The sequence below is a fragment of the Candidatus Vicinibacter affinis genome (assembly GCA_016714365.1).
Taxonomy (GTDB): domain Bacteria; phylum Bacteroidota; class Bacteroidia; order Chitinophagales; family Saprospiraceae; genus Vicinibacter; species Vicinibacter affinis.
On record JADJNH010000005.1, the window covers coordinates 1,334,813 to 1,358,047 of the forward strand.

General features: G+C 45.0%; 1 protein-coding gene. It reads left to right on the forward strand.

The features are described 5' to 3' along the window. Positions 1–31: 31 nt before the first annotated feature. On the forward strand, positions 32–22,885 hold the full coding sequence (locus IPJ53_05360) for a T9SS type A sorting domain-containing protein (protein MBK7798517.1): 22,854 nt from the start codon (positions 32–34) through the stop codon (positions 22,883–22,885). Positions 22,886–23,235: the final 350 nt, after the last annotated feature.

Here is a 23,235-nt window from a genome sequence, read left to right on the forward strand (position 1 = left end):
CTGGCTTCATTCATCCCTCAAACTATTTCCAATGAGTAAATTGTACGCATTTGTTAAAAATTCTGGTTCGCTTCAGAATGACGGGTCAATTCCCAATTCGCCGTTCATCCGACAAAGTATACAAGCTGCTCAGCATTCATTTTATTTAATTTTTATTATGAAAAGTTGGCATTTTATTTCTAATTTAATTGAGTTTTTAAAATCAAATTTGAAATTTCGAATTTGTTTTTTAATAACATTATTTTTAATCATTTTAATTGATTTGGGTGCACAAGAGTCAAACAAAGTTTCCATTGAATTGGAAAATCAAGTAAAAAGCACTCTTAAGCAAAATGCCCAGTCTCTGAAATTTATGCAAAACAAAGGGCAATTACCTAATCCAGATGTACTTTATTATTTAGAAGGTAAACAAGGTTCAGTTTTCATTGAACGCAATAGGATAAGATTTTCAGCAAATGATTTTGTTTTTATAAAAAAGGATTCTCTTGAGGGGATTACAGGTGAAAAGCCCATTATTGAAAGTGAACAAATTTTAACTGGAGTACATAATTTTTCAATTAATTTTTTAAATTCAAATATTAATCCAATAATAAAACTGGGTGATAATTTTAATACTAACTATAACTTTATCACAGGATCAAATCCAAAAGATTGGTTTACAGGAATTAAGGCAGCTAAAGAATTAACCTTGGAAGAAGTTTTTAAAGGTATTGATTTAAGATTGTATAGTGATGAAAATGGATCTATGGAGTTTGATTGGATAATAAAACCAGGCGCAGATTACAGAGATATCCAGATGAATTTTGAAGGTCAGGACAAACTTAAAATCGATAAAAATGGAAATATAAAAGTGAAACTTAGGTTTACAGAAGTGGGTTTCAATATCCCTGAATCTTATCAAGTTACACCATTAGGTAAGAAAAAGGTAGATTTTAAATTTACAGAAACTGGACATAATCTAGTTTCTTTCAAAACCGATTCAGAAATAGATGCTCAATACCCATTAATCATTGATCCGACACTTGTTTGGGGTACCTATATGGATGGGGACATTACAGGTAATTTATTTGATGAGTATTTGTTTGCAATCCAATTAGATACGCTAAGTGGAATAATGTATTGTGCCGGAGCCACTAACAAGACCTTACTAACATCAATACCTTATGATGCGGATGGTTACAGGAACACAATGACTGGCCTTAATGGTGGATCGAACTCAGGAAGGAGAACTTCTGTTTTGTACCGAGTTAACTCCACTGGCACTGATTTGCTGGATCTTACCCTATATGGGCCAGCGACAATTAATGCCAACCAAGAAAACGCAGCTCAGGCTTTAAGTCTTTCTCCAGACAGGGTTTTTATTGGTGGTTATACAAATATGGATTTACCTAATACAGCAAATGCTTTTGATGGAGTTCGAGGAGGGACGCATGATGGGTTTATTGCTGTTTTTTCTAAAACCCTTGATGTACTTCATTATGGCAGTTACCTCGGTTCAAATAATGCAGATCTTCTTGGAGTAACCTCAATTCAGGCTTTAACTGACACAACCTATGTATGTGGATTAACAACAGCCGGTGATCTTGGTGCGACATATGTCCCTGTGGCTGCCTATGATATTACTTATAATGGAAGTACCGATATGTATTTGTGTAAGTTTAATAGGATTAACACTTTAAGTTGGGGAACTTATGTTGGGGGTTCATCAGCAGAAACTTTTAACGATCTTGAAGTTTTCCCAGATGGACGGATTACTTTCGCTGGTTGGGGGGCTAGTTTAGCTCTTGGAGAAGTTAACAGTGCGGCAGCAGCTTCAGGAGGGGCAGACAATGACGGTATCATTGGTGTCCTCAGTAGCAATGGGACAACGATGAGTTATTTGGATAAAATTGGAGGAACAGGAAATGACAGAATTTTTGATATTGAAAATTATGGAAATAACTTATATTGGACTGGAGCTGTTGCAAATGGTTTTCCTGTATCAACAAATGTGTATGACAACACCTATAACGGTGGTCTCAGTGATATCATCGTAGGAAGAGTTAGCGATGTAGGCGGTGCGGCCTCTTATAAAGCAACCTTTTATGGAACGGGTTCTGAAGATTTAGGAAATGGAATTAAACAAGTAACTCAAACTTCTTGTGGTGGTGGGGGAGTAACCACTACCTTTTTGCTCATTTGGGGAACGGTCAATGGCGCAGGATTGCCTACCAAGAACCTGAACAATGAACCATTTATTGACAATTCATTTAATGGCGGGCGAGATATGTTTTTTGCCGGTTTTACGAACCTTTTAGACATTCTGATATATGGAACTTATGTTGGGGGATCACAGGATGATTATTTAGGGAATGTTGGTGTCCCCCGGGGTGCAAATCATTTATTCGTAAATGGGTCAAATATTTATGTGGGGACTACAACACATAGTGTTAGTCATACTCCAGCTGTAGTTGGAGGAGGAGGTTTTGATTTAAATAAACAAAACGGAACTCAGGACTCGCACGTTTTATTTCAAATAGGTATTACCTCTATCGTAGTAGTGGATTATGGGGATGCTGATTTTGGATCAACTCCCTATCATACATTAGATTGCGAGAATTTGAGATTAGGTTCTATAGATTCTGATTCTACTGCAACAGTTAACTGGGAGGCAAGAGGAGACAATTCAACAGGAATTGATGATGAAAAAGCAGTTATTAATCCCACTGCCCTTTCAAAGGGGGGGCCAAAAAACATTAGTTTTTCTGTGGACAGTATTTACAACACCACCGGCAGAAATGCTTTTCTTTATACCTGGGTTAATTTAAATGGAGATAAAGATTTTCAAAGCAATGAAGTTAAAATTGACACCATTCCAAATGGTTTTAATGGAACTCGGACAGTGACATTTAATAATGTAACAATTTCTGGGAATGACACTACAAAATACCTTAGACTGAGGCTGACCACAAACACACTTTTGGACGATGTGAATACAGCAATAAAGGATGAAAGGGCTTATATACCTGCAACAAATGGAGAAATTGAAGATTACCGTTTGGTTCAATTAGACTGCCCTATAGCTAAAGTAGAAGAAACTTGCCAAACCCTAGATTCACTAATTGCGCATTTTAATACTTGGTTGGCTGAAGCTTCTGGAGGAGGAGGTTGTAATGGAGTATTATCTAATAATAATTCCGGCCCCCCACCCGGATGTGGAGGCACAGCAACCGTCACTTGGACTTATACAAGTAGTTGCGCTCCACTAGTGACAACTTGCACTTCTACATTCACAGTTCAGGATACCATGGTTGATCTGGAGATTACTTGTCCAAACGATACGACCATCGCTTCCTGTCTCACACAGGGCAATGTGGATACCTTATACAACAACTGGCTCAATTCAGCATCTATTACCGGTCCATGTAACCCAGACCTAGACAATGACAGTTCGGGCCCACCCAATAAATGCGGCGGCACCAAAACAGTTAAGTTTTTTGCCGCTGGTAACTGCTCCGGTGCGGACAGTTGCTTTGCCACTTTTACCGTACCTGCACCTGCCGGAGTAATCCTGAATTGTGCGGTCAATGTTACGGAAGCTGCCTGCCAGACTCAGGCACAAATTGATACAAAATTTGCCACATGGTTAGCCACAGCCACCAAATCCGGTGGTTGTAATGCGGTATTATCCAACAACAACACTGGGGCTCCAGCTGCTTGCGGGGGCTCTAAAACAGTTACCTTTACCGTTACCAGTTCGTGCGAATCCAACAAGACCTGTACGGCAACTTTTACTGTGACAGCAGCGCCTATCGTTGTGCTCAATTGTGCTGCAAACGTTACCGAAGCTGCCTGCCAAACTCAGGCACAAATTGACGCAAAATTTGCCACCTGGCTGGCCACCGCCAACTTTACTGGAGGTTGCAATGCTACCATTTCCAATAACAATACTGGCGCACCTGCTGCTTGCGGTGGGTCCAAAACCGTTACTTTCACGGTGACCAGTTCTTGCGAAGCCAATAAAACCTGTACGGCTACTTTTACCGTTACTGCCGCCACACCGGTAGTCCTGAATTGTGCTGCGAACGTAACAGAGGCAGCTTGCCAGACGCAGGCTCAAATTGATGCAAAATTTGCCACCTGGTTGGCTACGGCCAACTTCACAGGAGGTTGCAACGGAGTATTGTCCAACAACAACACAGGAGCCCCTTCTGCCTGCGGTGGTTCGAAAACAGTGACCTTCACGGTAACCAGTTCCTGCGAGGCCAATAAGACTTGCACAGCCACCTTTACTGTAACGGCCGCTACACCGGCAGTAATAAATTGTCCTTCCAATGTGACCGAAGCGGCTTGCCAAACACAAGCTGCCATCAATACAAAATTCACTAACTGGCTGAACTCTGTCAGTTCAACAGGTGGCTGTAATCCGGTCATCACCAACAACAACAACGGCGCTCCAAATGCCTGCGGTGGTGTGAAGACAGTTACTTTTACTCTTACCAGTTCCTGCGATGTCAACAAGACTTGTACGGCTTCATTTACAGTACTTACCGATACGGTACCTGTAGTCAGTGGTATGCTGGATACTTTGTTTCTTGAAGGATGCAACGCCGGAGCCGCCCCTGCTGCTAAAACCAAAGTCGCAGATCTGGAATCCTTACCTGGAAATCTGACGATAACCGATGCGTGTACCGTTGACTCGTTATTGTTGGTTTCAAGTACCGATACAGTTACCGGTACCTGCCCAATTTTAATCAAAAGAACCTATAAAATAACGGATGCCTGCGGTAATATGACGGCAGGGATCATTCACATGATCAGCATCGATGACACCACACCTCCTATGGTAACCGGATCTCTGGATACTTTGGTAGTAAATGGTTGCTCAGAAAGTGCTGCGCCTGCGCCGAAAACGACGGTAGCAGAATTGGAAGCCCTTCCGGGAAATTTAATGATCACAGACGTCTGTACGGTAGATGCTGCTCTAACGGTTAGCAGTTCAGATGAAGTTGCCGGTACCTGTCCGATCGTAATTACCCGAACATATAATGTTACAGATGCCTGTAACAATACCAGCGTAGACATTATTCATATTATTGAAGTGCAGGATACCACGAAACCTACCTTCAGCAAACCAGCAGACATCACCATTTATGTAGATGAAACATGTATGTATGATGCCGACACCAGCATTACCGGAACAGTCTCAGATGAAATGGACAATTGCAGTGTTGGTCTAGATGCCATGTATGCAGATTCCACTGTGGTTGGGTCATGTCAGGGAGAAACAAAGATTTATAGAAAATGGACGTTACTCGATGATTGCAACAATGCAGCCACCCCTAAAACTCAGTTGATAACGGTCAGCGATACCATCCAACCGACATTTACAGTTCCAGCAGACATCACCATTTATAAAAGCCCGGACATTCCGGATACTGCGGTAATTGTAAATTATGATTTTAATGGAGGATCAGATTATGATGCTTTGTGTCCTCAAGTATTTACGGGCATCAGTGTAAAAGTAGACGCCTCTTCAAATCCATTTAAGCAAGTGCCCGGAACTAATTCGGGAACATTTGCCTACACCAATAATCCAGACGCTGGCAACGGTTTGACCGTGGACAGTTCACAAACTGCCGGACATTGGCAGTTCAATATCAAGGGAGAAACGCTGCAAAATTGCAGCAACATTGGAGTACACATACAAGGGTACAAGGCAGGTTTAGGAAGTGCGGATGTATTGCGCATGGAATACAGTCTCAACGGTTCCACCTGGAATATTTTCCGAACAAAAACACTTACTACAGGTATGTGGGTTCAGGACACTGCCACCATTCCTGGTGTCAACAGCCCGGATAGTTTATTTTTAAGAATTAGTTATACAACTCCGGGTGTAGGATCGCCAAAGAGTCTGCATATAGACAACTTACAGGTAAGAGCGCAATTGTGCTGTGGCTATGATGCCTCACCGAATGTTACCGGCAATGTAACGGATGAAAGTGATAACTGTGCTACGGGTTTATTAGCAACTTTCTGTGATTCAGTAGTAGTAGAACCATGTGAAGGTTCTAACCTTATTTACAGGATGTGGTCACTGCAGGACAGTTGTGGCAATGATGCAGAAATGGGCACCCAGTTGATTACTGTTTTAGATACTACCAAACCAACTTTTGATATTCCCAACGATACAACACTTTATAAAGGTGGTGTCAGTGCAGACACAAACATCATCGTTAATTATAATTTCAACAGAGGAAATTCGTATCCTAAATTATACCCGCGTTTGTATTTTGGAATTTTGTCTGAAGTGGATTCCAGTTCGAATGTATTCCTTACAGATACCGGAACCATCACGGGACCATTGGCTTTTGCGGTAGATTCATTTGTCGGGAGAGCCATGCGGGTTGACACCAGTGATCGCCCGGGTCATTGGCAGTTTAATTTGAGTGGATTTTATCTTCCGCTGTGCAGTAACATCAAGGTTTATTCACAAGCCTTGATGAAAGGGGCAGGTGCTGCAGATACTTGCCATTTTGATTACAGTTTTAATGATACAACCTGGTTCAGGTACAATTCCTTCCCATTAACCTTGGGTCAATGGAAGGAAGATACCGCTACTGTTCCGGTTAATGGAGTTTCGAAATTATATTTAAGAGTTACTTATTCGGGAGGAACAGGAGTAGGAGATAAATTATTCCTGATGGATAACTTCCAGGTGAATGCGCAAATGAATTTTGATTCATGCGCCTATGATGCCGACCCATCTATTACAGGATGGCCAACCAATGTCAAGGACAATTGTGACAAGCATCCGGTAGTCTTTTATGTGGACACCATACAGGAAGGACCAACCTGCTCTTCGGAAACTTTAATCTTCAGAAGCTGGACCGTGATCGATGATTGTGAGAATATGGACACTGCGACCCAGATCATCACCATTCTGGATACCCTCAAGCCAATAATTACTTGTCCGATTGATGTGACTGTAAATTGTGAGCAGTCCACAGATCCGGATTCAACCGGCTATGCTACCGCCTTTGAATTCTGTTACGATACAATGGTTTTAGTCACTCATCTTGACAGCATACTCCCGGGAACTTGTCCTGGTGATTATACTATTTTAAGAGAATGGACTGCTATGGATTCCTGTGGGAATACAAGCGTTTGTACGCAGGTTATTACAGTAGTCCCAATTGCAGGTCCTGAACTCACTTGTCCTAATGATACCACCCTCATTGCTTGCCAGACACAGGGTGCAGTGAATGCTGCATTTGATGCCTGGTTGGAAACTGTTCAGGTTTCAGGCGGATGTTATACAGAATTAACGGATGATAATTCAGGTCCACCGGATGCTTGTGGGGGAAGTAAAACAGTCACCTTCACGGCTACCAGTGATTGTGAAGATGATCAGGTTTGCATGGCGACCTTTACGGTTACAGCAGCTCCTGTAGTTGTGTTGACCTGTCCTACAAATGCAACTGAAGCAGCTTGCCAAACACAGGCAGCAATCGATGCTAAATTCAATACATGGTTGGGAACGGCCATGTTCACAGGTGGATGCAATGCAACCATTAGCAATAACAACAACGGCGCCCCAATGGCTTGTGGGGGAAGCAAAACGGTTACCTTTACTGTCACCAGTACCTGCGAGCCAAACAAGACCTGCATGGCGACCTTTACGGTCACAGCAGCACCTGCAGTTGTATTGACTTGTCCTGTAAATGCAACCGAAGCAGCTTGTCAGACACAGGCAGCAATTGATGCTAAATTCACCACCTGGTTGGGAACTGCCATGTTCACCGGTGGATGCAACGGCGTCTTAACCAATGACAATACCGGAGCACCAATGGCCTGTGGTGGAACCAAGACGGTAATTTTTACGGTGAACAGTGATTGTGAAGGTCCTAAAACTTGCACAGCTACCTTTACGGTAACAGCTGCACCTTCAGTGATGCTTACTTGCCCTACCAATGCAACCGAAGCAGCCTGTCAGACCCAAGCACAAATCGATACAAAATTCAATACCTGGTTAGGAACTGCCATGTTTACAGGTGGCTGCAACGGTATGTTGAGCAATGACAACAGTGGCGCACCGATGGCATGCGGTGGAACTAAAACGGTAGTTTTTACGGTGACCAGTTCTTGTGAATCCAACAATACCTGCTCGGCGACTTTTACCGTAGATCCTGCACCTCCGGTGATGCTGACTTGCCCTACAAATGCCACCGAAGCAGCTTGTCAGACACAAACAGAAATTAATACAAAATTCAATACCTGGTTAGGAACCGTCAGTTACAGCGGTGGATGTAATTCAATGCTGAGCAATGATAATTCCGGCGCACCAGATAAATGTGGTGGGGTTGCTACTGTTACTTTTACGGTATCCAGTTCTTGTGAATCCAACAATACCTGTACCGCTACCTTCACAGTAACACCTGCTCCGGTTGTAATGCTTACTTGTCCTGCTAATCAAACGGAGGCTGCTTGTCAGTCACAGGCAGACATCAATACTAAATTCAATACATGGTTGGGAACAGCCAGTTTCAGTGGTGGCTGCAATGCAACTTTAAGTAACAATAACAGCGGTGCTCCTGATAAATGCGGCGGAGTAGCCAACGTGACTTTCACGGTAACTAGCACCTGCGAACCCAATAATACATGTACTGCAAGCTTTACAGTTACCCCTGCACCCGCTGTTGTGTTGACTTGTCCAACCAATCAGACAGAAGCAGAGTGTCAAACTCAGGCTGCAATTGACACCAAATTCAACACCTGGTTAGGAACTGCCATGTTCACAGGTGGCTGTAATGGAGTCTTAACCAATGATAATACAGGTGCTCCAATGGCTTGTGGTGGCAGCAAAACTGTAACCTTTACAGTAACGAGTGATTGCGAGGGTCCTAAAACCTGCATGGCTACATTTACGGTCACAGCTGCACCCGCTGTGGTATTGACCTGCCCAACCAATCAAACCGAAGCAGAATGTCAAACACAGGCTGCAATTGATGCAAAATTCACAACCTGGTTAGGTACCGCCATGTTCACGGGCGGCTGTAATGGAGTCTTAACCAATGATAATACAGGCGCTCCTATGGCTTGTGGTGGCAGCAAAACCGTAACCTTTACAGTAACCAGCGATTGCGAGGGTCCTAAAACCTGCATGGCTACATTTACGGTCACAGCTGCACCCGCTGTAGTGTTGACCTGTCCAACCAATCAAACCGAAGCAGAATGTCAAACACAGGCTGCAATTGATGCAAAATTCACGACCTGGTTAGGTACCGCCATGTTCACGGGTGGTTGTAATGGAGTTTTGACCAATGACAATACCGGCGCGCCGATGGCCTGTGGTGGAAGTAAAACGGTGGTTTTTACCGTCAACAGCGATTGCGAAGGTCCTAAAACCTGCTCAGCCACCTTTACAGTGACTGCCGCGCCGATAGTTGTGCTTACCTGCCCAACCAATCAAACGGAGGCGGCCTGTCAGACCCAAGCAGCTATTGATGCTAAATTTAATACCTGGTTGGGGACAGCCATGTTTACAGGTGGTTGCAATGGGGTTTTGACGAATGACAATACAGGTGCTCCAATGGCCTGCGGCGGTGTCAAAATGGTAACATTTACAGTGACCAGCGATTGCGAACCAAATAAAACATGTACGGCCACTTTTACCGTGACTGATGCACCTGTAGTAGTTCTTAATTGCCCAACCAATCAAACAGAGGCAGCCTGTCAAACACAGTCAGCGATTGATGCTAAATTCACGACCTGGTTGGGAACAGCCAATTTCAGTGGTGGTTGCAATGCTATGATGAGCAACAACAGCACCATGGCACCAGATCATTGCGGTGGTGTGGCCTCAATAACTTTTACAGTCACCAGCGACTGCGAACCAAATAAAACTTGTACGGCTACCTTCACGGTAACACCTGCACCAGTAGTTAATTTAACTTGTCCGGTAAATGCAACTGAAGCAGCTTGTCAAACACAAGCAGCGATTGATGCAAAATTCAATACCTGGTTGGGAACAGCGATGTTTACCGGCGGGTGTAATGGCATGCTCAGCAACAACAGCAGTGCTGCACCAAATGCTTGTGGAGGATCGGCTTCAGTAACTTTTACCGTTACAAGCGATTGCGAACCGAATGTAACTTGTACTGCGACCTTCACAGTTACAGCAGCTCCGGTTGTTATGCTCACATGTCCAACAAATCAAACTGAGGCAGCTTGCCAATCACAAACTGACATCAATAATAAATTCAATACCTGGTTGGGAACAGCCAGTTTCAATGGTGGCTGCAATGCCATGATGAGTAACAACAGTACCATGGCCCCGGATCATTGTGGTGGCGTGGCTTCTGTTACCTTCACAGTTACGAGCGACTGCGAGCCGAATGTGACTTGTACGGCCACGTTTACAGTAGATCCGGCACCACCGGTGATGTTGACCTGTCCTGCAAATGCAACAGAGGCAGCTTGCCAAACACAAGCTGAGATAGATACAAAATTCAATACCTGGTTAGGCACGGCGATGTTTACAGGTGGCTGTAATGGCATGCTGAGCAACGACAACAGCGGCCCTGCCCCTGATCATTGTGGAGGAAATAAGAGTGTGACTTTCACGGTGACGAGCGATTGCGAACCGAATCAAACGTGTACAGCGACGTTTACAGTAAGCCCTGCGCCTGCAGTGGTGTTGACCTGTCCTACAAATGCAACAGAAGCTGCTTGTCAAAGCCAGTCCGCAATAGATGCCAAATTCAATACATGGTTGGGAACAGCAATGTTTACCGGCGGCTGTAATGGGATGATGAGCAACAACAGTACCACGGCGCCAAATGCGTGTGGAGGATCTGCATCGATCACATTTACGGTGACGAGCGATTGCGAACCGAATCAAACCTGCACGGCGACGTTTACAGTAGATCCGGCACCACCGGTGATGTTGACTTGTCCTGCGAATGTAACGGAAGCAGCGTGTCAGACGCAAGCACAAATAGATGCAAAATTCAATACGTGGTTAGGCACAGCGATGTTTACAGGCGGCTGTAACGGAATGATGAGCAACAACAGTACCATGGCCCCGGATCATTGCGGAGGAGTAGCATCCGTGACTTATACGGTGACCAGCGACTGCGAACCGAATCAAACCTGCACGGCGACGTTTACAGTAGATCCGGCACCACCGGTGATGTTGACTTGTCCTGCGAATGTAACAGAGGCAGCTTGTCAGACACAAGCACAAATAGATACCAAATTCAATACGTGGTTAGGCACAGCGATGTTTACAGGAGGCTGCAACGGAATGTTGAGCAACAACAGTACCACGGCTCCGGATCATTGCGGAGGAGTGGCATCTGTGACCTATACAGTGACCAGTGATTGCGAACCGAATGTAACCTGCACAGCGACGTTTACCGTAGATCCGGCACCACCGGTGATGTTGACCTGTCCTGCGAATGTAACAGAAGCAGCGTGTCAGACGCAAGCACAAATAGATACCAAATTCAATACCTGGTTAGGCACTGCGATGTTTACAGGCGGCTGTAATGGTATGATGAGTAACAACAGTACCATGGCTCCGGATCATTGCGGAGGAGTGGCATCTGTGACCTATACGGTTACCAGTGATTGCGAACCGAATGTGACCTGTACGGCGACGTTTACAGTAGATCCGGCACCACCGGTGATGTTGACTTGTCCTGCGAATGTAACGGAAGCAGCGTGTCAGACGCAAGCACAAATAGATACCAAATTCAATACCTGGCTAGGCACAGCGATGTTTAGTGGCGGCTGTAATGCCATGCTGAGCAACGACAACAGTGGCCCTGCCCCTGATCATTGCGGAGGAAGCAAGAGTGTGACGTATACGGTAACCAGTGATTGCGAACCGAATGTGACCTGCACGGCAACGTTTACAGTAGATCCGGCGCCACCGGTGATGTTGACTTGTCCTGCGAATGTAACGGAAGCTGCGTGTCAGACACAAGCACAAATAGATACAAAATTCAATACCTGGTTAGGCACTGCGATGTTTACAGGAGGCTGTAACGGTATGATGAGCAACAACAGTACCATGGCCCCGGATCATTGCGGAGGAGTGGCATCTGTGACTTATACAGTTACCAGCGACTGCGAACCGAATGTGACTTGTACGGCGACGTTTACAGTAGATCCGGCACCTCCGGTGATGTTGACCTGTCCTGCAAATGCAACAGAAGCTGCTTGTCAGACCCAAGCGGAGATAGATACAAAATTCAATACCTGGTTAGGCACGGCGATGTTTACAGGTGGCTGTAATGGCATGCTGAGCAACGACAACAGCGGCCCTGCCCCTGATCATTGTGGAGGAAATAAGAGTGTGACTTTCACGGTGACGAGCGATTGCGAACCGAATCAAACGTGTACAGCGACGTTTACAGTAAGCCCTGCGCCTGCAGTGGTGTTGACCTGTCCTACAAATGCAACAGAAGCTGCTTGTCAAAGCCAGTCCGCAATAGATGCCAAATTCAATACATGGTTGGGAACAGCAATGTTTACCGGCGGCTGTAATGGGATGATGAGCAACAACAGTACCACGGCGCCAAATGCGTGTGGAGGATCTGCATCGATCACATTTACGGTGACGAGCGATTGCGAACCGAATCAAACCTGCACGGCGACGTTTACAGTAGATCCGGCACCACCGGTGATGTTGACTTGTCCTGCGAATGTAACGGAAGCAGCGTGTCAGACGCAAGCACAAATAGATGCAAAATTCAATACGTGGTTAGGCACAGCGATGTTTACAGGCGGCTGTAACGGAATGATGAGCAACAACAGTACCATGGCCCCGGATCATTGCGGAGGAGTAGCATCCGTGACTTATACGGTGACCAGCGACTGCGAACCGAATCAAACTTGTACGGCGACGTTTACAGTAGATCCGGCACCACCGGTGATGTTGACTTGTCCTGCGAATGTAACAGAGGCAGCTTGTCAGACACAAGCACAAATAGATACCAAATTCAATACCTGGTTAGGCACAGCGATGTTTACAGGAGGCTGCAACGGAATGTTGAGCAACAACAGTACCACGGCTCCGGATCATTGCGGAGGAGTGGCATCTGTGACCTATACAGTGACCAGTGATTGCGAACCGAATGTAACCTGCACAGCGACGTTTACAGTAGATCCGGCACCACCGGTGATGTTGACCTGTCCTGCGAATGTAACGGAAGCAGCATGTCAGACGCAAGCACAAATAGATACCAAATTCAATACCTGGTTAGGCACTGCGATGTTTACAGGAGGCTGTAATGGTATGATGAGCAACAACAGTACCATGGCTCCAGACCATTGCGGAGGAGTGGCATCTGTGACCTATACGGTTACCAGTGATTGCGAACCGAATGTGACCTGTACGGCAACATTTACCGTAGATCCGGCACCACCGGTGATGTTGACTTGTCCTGCGAATGTAACGGAAGCAGCCTGTCAGACACAAGCACAAATTGATACTAAATTCAATACCTGGCTAGGTACTGCGATGTTTACCGGCGGCTGTAATGGAATGATGAGCAACAACAACAGTGGTCCTGCACCGGATCATTGCGGAGGCAGCAAGAGTGTAACCTATACGGTGACCAGTGACTGCGAACCGAATGTGACCTGCACGGCAACGTTTACGGTAGATCCGGCACCACCGGTGATGTTGACTTGTCCTGCGAATGTAACGGAAGCTGCGTGTCAGACACAAGCACAAATAGATACTAAGTTTAATGCATGGTTGGGCACGGCCAGTTTTAGTGGTGGCTGTAATGCTATGCTGAGCAACAACAACAGCGGTCCTGCACCGGATCATTGTGGTGGAAGCAAAAGTGTGACTTATACGGTTACCAGCGATTGCGAACCGAATGTGACTTGTACGGCAACGTTTACAGTAGATCCGGCACCTCCGGTGATGTTGACCTGTCCTGCAAATGCAACAGAAGCTGCTTGTCAGACCCAAGCGGAGATAGATACAAAATTCAATACCTGGTTAGGCACAGCGATGTTTACAGGTGGCTGTAATGGCATGCTGAGCAACGACAACAGCGGCCCTGCCCCTGATCATTGTGGAGGAAATAAGAGTGTGACTTTCACGGTGACGAGCGATTGCGAACCGAATCAAACGTGTACAGCGACGTTTACAGTAAGCCCTGCGCCTGCAGTGGTGTTGACCTGCCCTACAAATGCAACAGAAGCTGCCTGTCAGACGCAAGCACAAATAGATACAAAATTCAATACGTGGTTGGGCACTGCGATGTTCACAGGAGGTTGCAACGGAATGATGAGTAACAACAGCACCACGGCGCCAAATGCGTGTGGTGGATCTGCATCCATCACTTTTACGGTGACGAGCGATTGCGAACCGAATCAAACCTGTACGGCGACATTTACAGTAGATCCGGCACCACCGGTGATGTTGACTTGTCCTGTGAGTGCAACGGAAGCAGCTTGTCAAACACAAGCACAAATAGATGCCAAATTCAATACCTGGTTAGGCACAGCGATGTTTACAGGCGGCTGTAATGGTATGATGAGCAACAACAGCACCACCGCGCCAAATGCTTGTGGTGGATCTGCATCCATCACTTTCACAGTGACCAGCGATTGCGAACCGAATCAAACCTGCACGGCGACGTTTACAGTAGATCCGGCACCACCGGTGATGTTGACTTGTCCTGCGAATGTAACGGAAGCAGCGTGTCAGACGCAAGCACAAATAGATGCAAAATTCAATACGTGGTTAGGCACAGCGATGTTTACAGGCGGCTGTAACGGAATGATGAGCAACAACAGTACCATGGCCCCGGATCATTGCGGAGGAGTAGCATCCGTGACTTATACGGTGACCAGCGACTGCGAACCGAATCAAACCTGCACGGCGACGTTTACAGTAGATCCGGCACCACCGGTGATGTTGACTTGTCCTGCGAATGTAACGGAAGCAGCGTGTCAGACACAAGCACAAATCGATACCAAATTCAATACCTGGTTAGGCACGGCGATGTTTACAGGAGGCTGTAATGGTATGATGAGCAACAACAGCACCACCGCGCCAAATGCTTGTGGGGGAGTGGCATCCGTGACCTATACGGTGACCAGTGATTGCGAGCCGAATGTAACATGCACAGCCACGTTTACAGTTACTCCTGCACCTGCAGTGATGTTGACCTGTCCTGCGAATGTGACGGAAGCAGCATGTCAGACACAAGCACAAATAGATACCAAGTTTAATGCATGGTTGGGAACGGCCAGCTTTAGCGGCGGCTGCAATGCCATGCTGAGCAACGACAACAGTGGCCCTGCACCGGATCATTGTGGAGGAAGTAAGAGTGTAACCTATACGGTGACCAGTGACTGCGAACCGAATGTGACCTGCACGGCAACGTTTACAGTAACCCCTGCACCGGCAGTAGTTTTAACTTGCCCAATCAATGCAACAGAAGCAGCATGTCAGACGCAAGCACAAATAGATGCTAAATTCAGTACCTGGTTAGGTACAGGAATGTTTACAGGTGGTTGTAATGGAGTTTTGAGTAACGACAACAGTGGCCCTGCACCGGATCATTGTGGTGGAAGCAAGAGCGTTACTTATACAGTGACCAGCGATTGCGAGCCAAATAAAACTTGTACGGCAACGTTTACGGTTACTCCAGCCCCTGCGGTAGTGTTAACTTGCCCGATTAATGCAACCGAAGCAGCTTGTCAGACCCAGGCAGCAATCGACGCAAAATTCAATACCTGGTTGGGAACAGCCATGTTTACGGGTGGTTGTAATGGAATGCTGAGCAACAACAACAGCGGCCCTGCACCGGATCATTGCGGAGGAAGCAAGAGTGTAACTTTTACTGTTACCAGTGATTGTGAACCTGCCCAAACCTGTACGGCTACTTTTACCATTGATCCTGCACCGGCGGTAGTTTTAACTTGTCCAATCAATGCAACTGAGGTAGCTTGTCAGACCCAGGCAGCAATCGATGCCAAATTCAATACCTGGTTGGGAACAGCCATGTATACAGGTGGTTGTAATGGTGTGTTGACCAATGATAACATAGGCCCTGCCCCGGATCATTGTGGAGGCAGTAAAACTGTTACGTTTACAGTAAACAGCGATTGCGAAGATCCTATGATGTGTACAGCCACATTTACAGTGGACCCGGCCCCTGCAGTAGTATTAACTTGTCCTACAAATGCAACAGAAGCTGCTTGTCAAAGCCAGTCAGCGATCGATGCAAAATTCAATACCTGGTTGGGTACAGCAATGTTTACCGGTGGTTGCAACGGAATGCTGAGCAACAACAGCACCACGGCGCCAAATGCCTGTGGTGGATCTGCGTCCATCACTTTTACGGTGACCAGCGATTGTGAACCGAATCAAACTTGTACAGCAACCTTTACAGTGGATCCTGCACCAATAGTAGTCTTAAACTGTCCTGCAAATGCCACAGAAGCTGCTTGTCAAACTCAAGCAGATATCAACAATAAATTCAATATTTGGCTTGGAACTGCCAGTTTCAGCGGAGGGTGTAATTCAATGCTCAGCAACAACAGTACGACAGCTCCGGATCATTGTGGTGGAGTGGCTTCTGTCACATTTACCGTAACGAGTGATTGCGAACCAAATAAAACCTGCACCGCAACATTTACAGTTACCCCTGCACCTGTGGTAGTCTTAAACTGTCCTGCGAATGCAACAGAAGCAGCCTGTCAATCTCAAACTGATATCAATAATAAATTCAATACCTGGTTGGGAACAGCCAATTTCAGTGGAGGTTGTAATGCGATGATGAGTAACAACAGCACCACAGCTCCTGATCATTGTGGTGGAACTGCTTCTGTAACTTTTACTGTTACCAGTGATTGTGAACCGAATAAGGTTTGCACCGCTACCTTCACAGTAACCCCTGCACCGGCAGTAGTTTTAACTTGTCCAATCAATGCAACCGAAGTAGCTTGTCAGACCCAGGCAGCAATAGATGCCAAATTCAATACATGGTTGGGAACTGCAACCTTCAGTGGTGGATGCAATGGTATGTTGAGCAATGACAACACAGGACCAAATCCTGATCATTGTGGTGGAAGCAAAACGGTTAATTTTACAGTCACCAGCGATTGCGAACCTGTTAAAACATGCACTGCAAGCTTTACGGTATTGAGTTCTCCGGTGACTTTAAATTGTCCGGTTAATCAGACCGAAGCAGCTTGTCAGACGCAGGCACAAATAGATACCAAGTTTAATGCATGGTTGGCTACTGCGAATTTTACAGGAGGTTGCAATGCTGTCTTATCCAACGACAACAGCGGTCCAAACCCATCATTCTGTGGAGGAAGTAAGAGTATTACGTTTACGGTGACCAGCGATTGTGAAACACCTAAAACTTGCCTGGCAACCTTTACAGTAAGTCCTGCCCCGGCGGTAGTGTTAAACTGTCCGGTAAATCAAAATGAGGTCGCGTGTCAGACGCAGGCCCAAATCGATGCCAAATTCAACATATGGTTAGGTACGGCCTCTTTTTCAGGAGGATGTAACGGAACTCTTTCCAATGATAATTCCGGACCAAATCCAAGTCCTTGTGGAGGAAGCAAGACTGTAACATTTACCGTTACCAGTTCGTGTGAAGGTCCAAAGACTTGCATGGCAACCTTTACTGTAAATCCTGCTCCTGTAGTCGTATTAACCTGTCCGGTCAATCAGACAGAAGGAGCTTGTCAGACGCAAGCTGCCATTAATTCTAAATTCGCCATCTGGTTGGCCACAGTTTCCGCAACCGGCGGTTGTAATCCTGTATTCACCAACAACAATACCGGTGCACCATTGGCTTGTGGAGGAACCACCACTGTTACATTTACTGTGACCAGCGATTGTGAAGCTCCAAAGACTTGCTCGGCTACATTTACCGTGAGCCCTGCTCCACCGGTAAGTGTCACATGCCCTGTCAGTCAAACTGAAGGTCCTTGTCAGTCACAAGCAATCATTGACTCTAAATTCAGCATGTGGTTGAATTCAATTTCAGTTAGTGGAGGTTGTAATACCCAAACCAGTAATAATAATACCGGTGCGCCATCTTTTTGCGGAGGCACCACAACAGTCATTTTTACCGTTACAAGTGATTGTGAACCAAATGTAACATGTACTGCTACCTTCACAGTTTCTCCGGCCACACCGGTTAACTTGACTTGTCCTACAAATGCAACAGAAGCTGCTTGTCAAAACCAGGCTGCCATCGATGCAAAGTTCAATACATGGTTGGGAACGGTTTCTTTCAATGGCGGTTGCAATTCTTCTCTGAGCAATAACAACACAGGTGCGCCATCCTTCTGTGGTGGCAGCAAAACCGTCACATTCACAGTAACAAGTGATTGTGAGGCTCCTAAGACCTGCATGGCCACATTTACGGTGGATCCTACAGCTCTGATTGTGTTAAATTGTCCGGTTAATCAGACCGAGGCGGCTTGTCAGACCCAAGCATCAATTGATTCAAAGTTTAATACGTGGCTTGGAACAGTTTCTTTCTCAGGTGGTTGTAATCCTACCATCAGCAACAACAATACGGGCGCTCCTTCATTCTGCGGCGGTAGCAAAACAGTTACATTTACCGTAACAAGTGATTGTGAAGTGCCTAAGACCTGTACAGCCACCTTTACAGTGGATCCTGCGCCTGCAGTGGTATTGACTTGTCCTGCGAATGCAACTGAAGCTGCTTGCCAGACCCAGGCAGTTATCAATACTAAATTTACAGCCTGGTTAAATACAGTAGTTTTCAATGGTGGCTGCAATGCTACTATCAGCAACAACAATACCGGAGCTCCAAATGCTTGCGGTGGTACTACCACGGTAACATTTACTGCTACCAGTGATTGCGAATCGCCTAAAACTTGTTCAGCTACCTTTACCGTTTCCGGGTCGCCGACTACACTTACTTGTCCGGTAAATCAGACCGAAGCAGCTTGTCAGACCCAGGCTCAAATAGATACCAAATTTGCAACGTGGCTCGCATCCGTTTCTGCTACCGGTGGTTGTAACACCATGTTCAGCAACAACAATACCGGTGCACCAAACGCCTGTGGAGGAACCACAACGGTAACCTTTACACTGACCAGTGATTGTGATGCGCCTAAAACTTGCAGTGCAAGCTTTACAGTGCTTAGTTCTCCGGTAAACCTTACTTGTCCGACCAATCAAACAGAAGCTGCCTGTCAGACGCAGGCTCAGATTGATACCAAATTTGCAACATGGCTAGCTACTGTAAATTTCAGTGGTGGCTGTAATGCGACTATCAGTAACGATAATACCGGAGCTCCTAATTTCTGTGGAGGAAGCAAAACGGTGACCTTTACCGTAACCAGTTCTTGTGAAGTACCGAGAACTTGCAGCGCTACTTTTACCGTAAATCCTGCACCTCCTGTAAGTGTCACCTGTCCATTTACCCAGACAGAAGCGGGTTGTCAGACTCAGGCACAGATTGATACCAAATTTGCAACCTGGTTAACAACAATCAATGTATCGGGGGGATGCAACACTGTTGTTACCAACAATAATACAGGAGCTCCAAATTTCTGCGGAGGAACCAGTGCTGTAATATTTACGGTGACCAGCAGTTGTGAACCATCCAGTACCTGCACTGCTTCATTTATCGTAAATCCTGCACCGGGAGTTGTGTTGACTTGTCCTGTCAATCAAACAGAAGCTGCTTGCCAGACTCAAGCGCAGATTGATACCAAATTTGCCAACTGGCTTGCAACCGTGAATGTAACAGGTGGTTGTAATCCGGTCGTCACCAATAATAATGTTGGCGCTCCAAATTTCTGCGGAGGTACCACAACGGTTATTTTTACGGTTACCAGTTCTTGTGCAAGTTCTTCTACATGTTCGGCAGTTTTCACAGTTGACAATGCGCCAAACCTTACATTGACTTGTCCTGTAAATGTTACCGAAGCAGCCTGTCAGACACAAGCTCAGATCAACAATAAATTTGCAACCTGGTTGAGCACGGTAAATACAACCGGTGGATGTAATCCTGTAGTGACCAATAATAATTCAGGTGCACCGAATTTCTGTGGAGGTACTACTACAGTGGTCTTTACAGCTACGAGTAGTTGTGCCGGTGCTTCTACCTGTTCCGCAACATTTACCGTTTTAACTTCACCACTGACAGTGACTTGTCCAAACAATGTAACGGAAGTTTCCTGTCAAACACAAAATGAAATCAATACCAAGTTTAACAACTGGTTGAATGGAGTTTTAATAACCGGTGGATGCAATCCGGTGGTGAGTAACAATAATAACGGAGCACCAAATGAGTGCGGTGGATCGAAAACTGTCACATTTACAGTAACCAGTGATTGTGATGTTCCTAAATCCTGCACTGCTACATTTACGGTGGAAACCATACCGGATCCTCAGATCGTTTGTCCTCCTGATGTGACCATTGATTGTGATGAATCAACGCTACCTTCCAACACAGGCGTTCCTGCCGCAGTCGATGGATGCAACGGTACTCCGAATGTAAGTTATGATGACCAAATCACATATGGTGATTGCCCGGGGGATTATGTTATTACCAGAACCTGGCTCGCGGTGGATAAGTGTAATAAAACAGATGAATGCATGCAGATCATTACGGTGGTGAATACGGTCCAACCAACATTCACTTTGCCACCTGATATTACTATTTTCAAATCTTCTTCTGCCTCTGCAACCAGCAAGACCATTGTCAATTATGATTTTAACAAAGGGATTTCTTATCCAAGCCTTTCACCATACCTATATCCTGGAATTACTTCTGTGGTAGATACCAGTTCGAATCTTTACATGAGTACAACAGGTGTCGTTACAGGGGTTCAGGCCTTTACTTTAAATTCAATAGCAGGAAAAGGTCTTAAAGTCACGAATTCTCAGATTGCAGGCCACTGGCAGTTTAATCTTGCCGGCAGATCGCTTCCTTCCTGTACTAATTTTGAAGTTTACGTTCAGGCTCAGCGAAAAAGTAACGGCAGTGCAACAACCTTGTTGATGGATTACAGTACCAACGGAACAACATGGAATAATTTCAGTTCTACTCCTCTTACTATTGGAAATTGGGTGGAATGCGTTGCCGCAATTCCTGGGGTAGCGAATCCTAGCAACCTTTACATCAGGGTGAGGTACAGTGGTGGATCCAATAATGAAACGAAGGAATTGTTTATCGATAACTTCCAGGTCAGAATTAGCAAGCAATATGAAGCTTGTGCCTTTGATGACGGACCGGATAAGACCGGTTATCCTTCAAACATAAATCATCCTTGTGATGCAGATCCTTCGTTTACTTATAAGGATTCTTTGGACGCAGGTGATTGTGTTTCGAAAGTTTTCAGAACCTGGATCGTCACAGACAATTGCGGAAATTCATCCAGCGGAACCGGAAAGCAAGTAATTACAGTCAAAGATTCAACTGGTCCTGTCATTACTTGTCCATCAACAAATGTCCAGGTTCGAAAGGCTGATTCAACAAAATGTTACTACACAGTTGTCAACACAGAGTTTGATGCGACTGCTTATGACTTATGTCAGGATTCTGCCGTAACCATTACCAACGATCTGAATAATTCACATACCTTGAATGGATATCAGTTCAAAGTAGGAAAGGATACCATTAAATGGACCGCTACTGATGCATGTGGAAACACTTCAGTTTGTTTTGTGAAGGTGGATATTTATGAAATTGAACCACCTGAAGCTAGATGTAAAAACAATACAATTGTTTTGGATTCCACCGGAATGAAAACCATCACGGTGGACACGATTGATAACAATTCGACAGATAATTGTGGAATTCAGACCAGGTTCTTGAACCGATATACTTATACCTGTGATGATATTCCATTCAGAATAGTCACACTTACGGTTATAGACTCTAGTGGATTAGTTGACACCTGTACATCGAAATTGTTTATCATTGATAATGTTAAACCAAAAATTGTATGTAAGAATTTGAGTTTTGCACTTCCTCAGTCAAAGATGAAGACCATAACTGCTCTAGATGTATTGTTAAGCAATACAGACAATTGCGGTATATTGACTCGAGTCGTCGTGCCAAATACATTTAATTGCGACAGTCCGAAGAACACAACAGTTACGGTGACAGTGACGGATGTAAATGGTAATTCTTCTACATGCACCTCCATAGTTACCATCACAAATGATTCAGACAACGATGGCATCTATGATCCTTGTGACAATTGTATTAATAATCCAAATCCTAATCAGATGGACAGTGATTGTGATAAAGTTGGTGATGCATGCGATGTATGTCCGAATGGTGACGATTCGGTGGACAACAATGGTGATGGTTTACCTGATTGTAAGTATCCACCTACCTTTGCCAACATCTTAAGTTCATGGAAGTGTGGTACCATACCACAAAGAGTATATGTTGCATCAATTGCCTCCAATGGGCAGTGCACAAGAAGATGTGTATTGTACACAACCTATCTCAGGGACAAAGGTCCAAATCTACATTTGGGACCATGTAAGGCGTGTGGTGAAGGGTTTACAAATGGAGACAGCGGAGAAGAAGTGGTCGAATACATTTACGATGAGCAGGAAGATACCCAGGTTGCATTATCTAAACCAAAAGGAGAATATGATTTTATTCTGGTGCCGAATCCGAATGAAGGTGAATTTGAAATTCAATTTGATCAGCCTGTAGATCAGGGAACCGTCAAAGTAATTAACATGCTTGGACAGGAAGTTTGGAGTTTTGAGATCAAGGAACTTACTCATCTGATAAAAGTTTCCGAGCAAGCATTTAAATTCCATACATCGGGAATGTACAGGGTCATGTTGTTGTCAAATAATGGAAAGAAAATTCACAACCTCATGATTATTTCAAAATAGTTTTATAAACTGAAAAGTGTTGAAATAAAAAGGGCGCAAAATATTTTTTGCGCCCTTTTTATTGTCGCAAGAAAATTTTAAATGTTTGTTACTTTTTTGTTTTTTGTAAAAAAGATTTGTTGGTATGAGCAACCGGCGTGTCTAATATTGCTTATGCATGTATACTTTTTTGGATAGTGAAAATTGTGGACGCCTCCTTTAAGATTTGCCGGGCAATTTCAATCGCCCAAATATTACAAATCATTTTTTTTGTTGGGTCAATTATGGCTGAATATTTTCATGAAGCCAGCTACTCGATTTTAAGGCAAATAATTTACGATAAAATTTTATTTCGGGTTTCAATTTAGGAC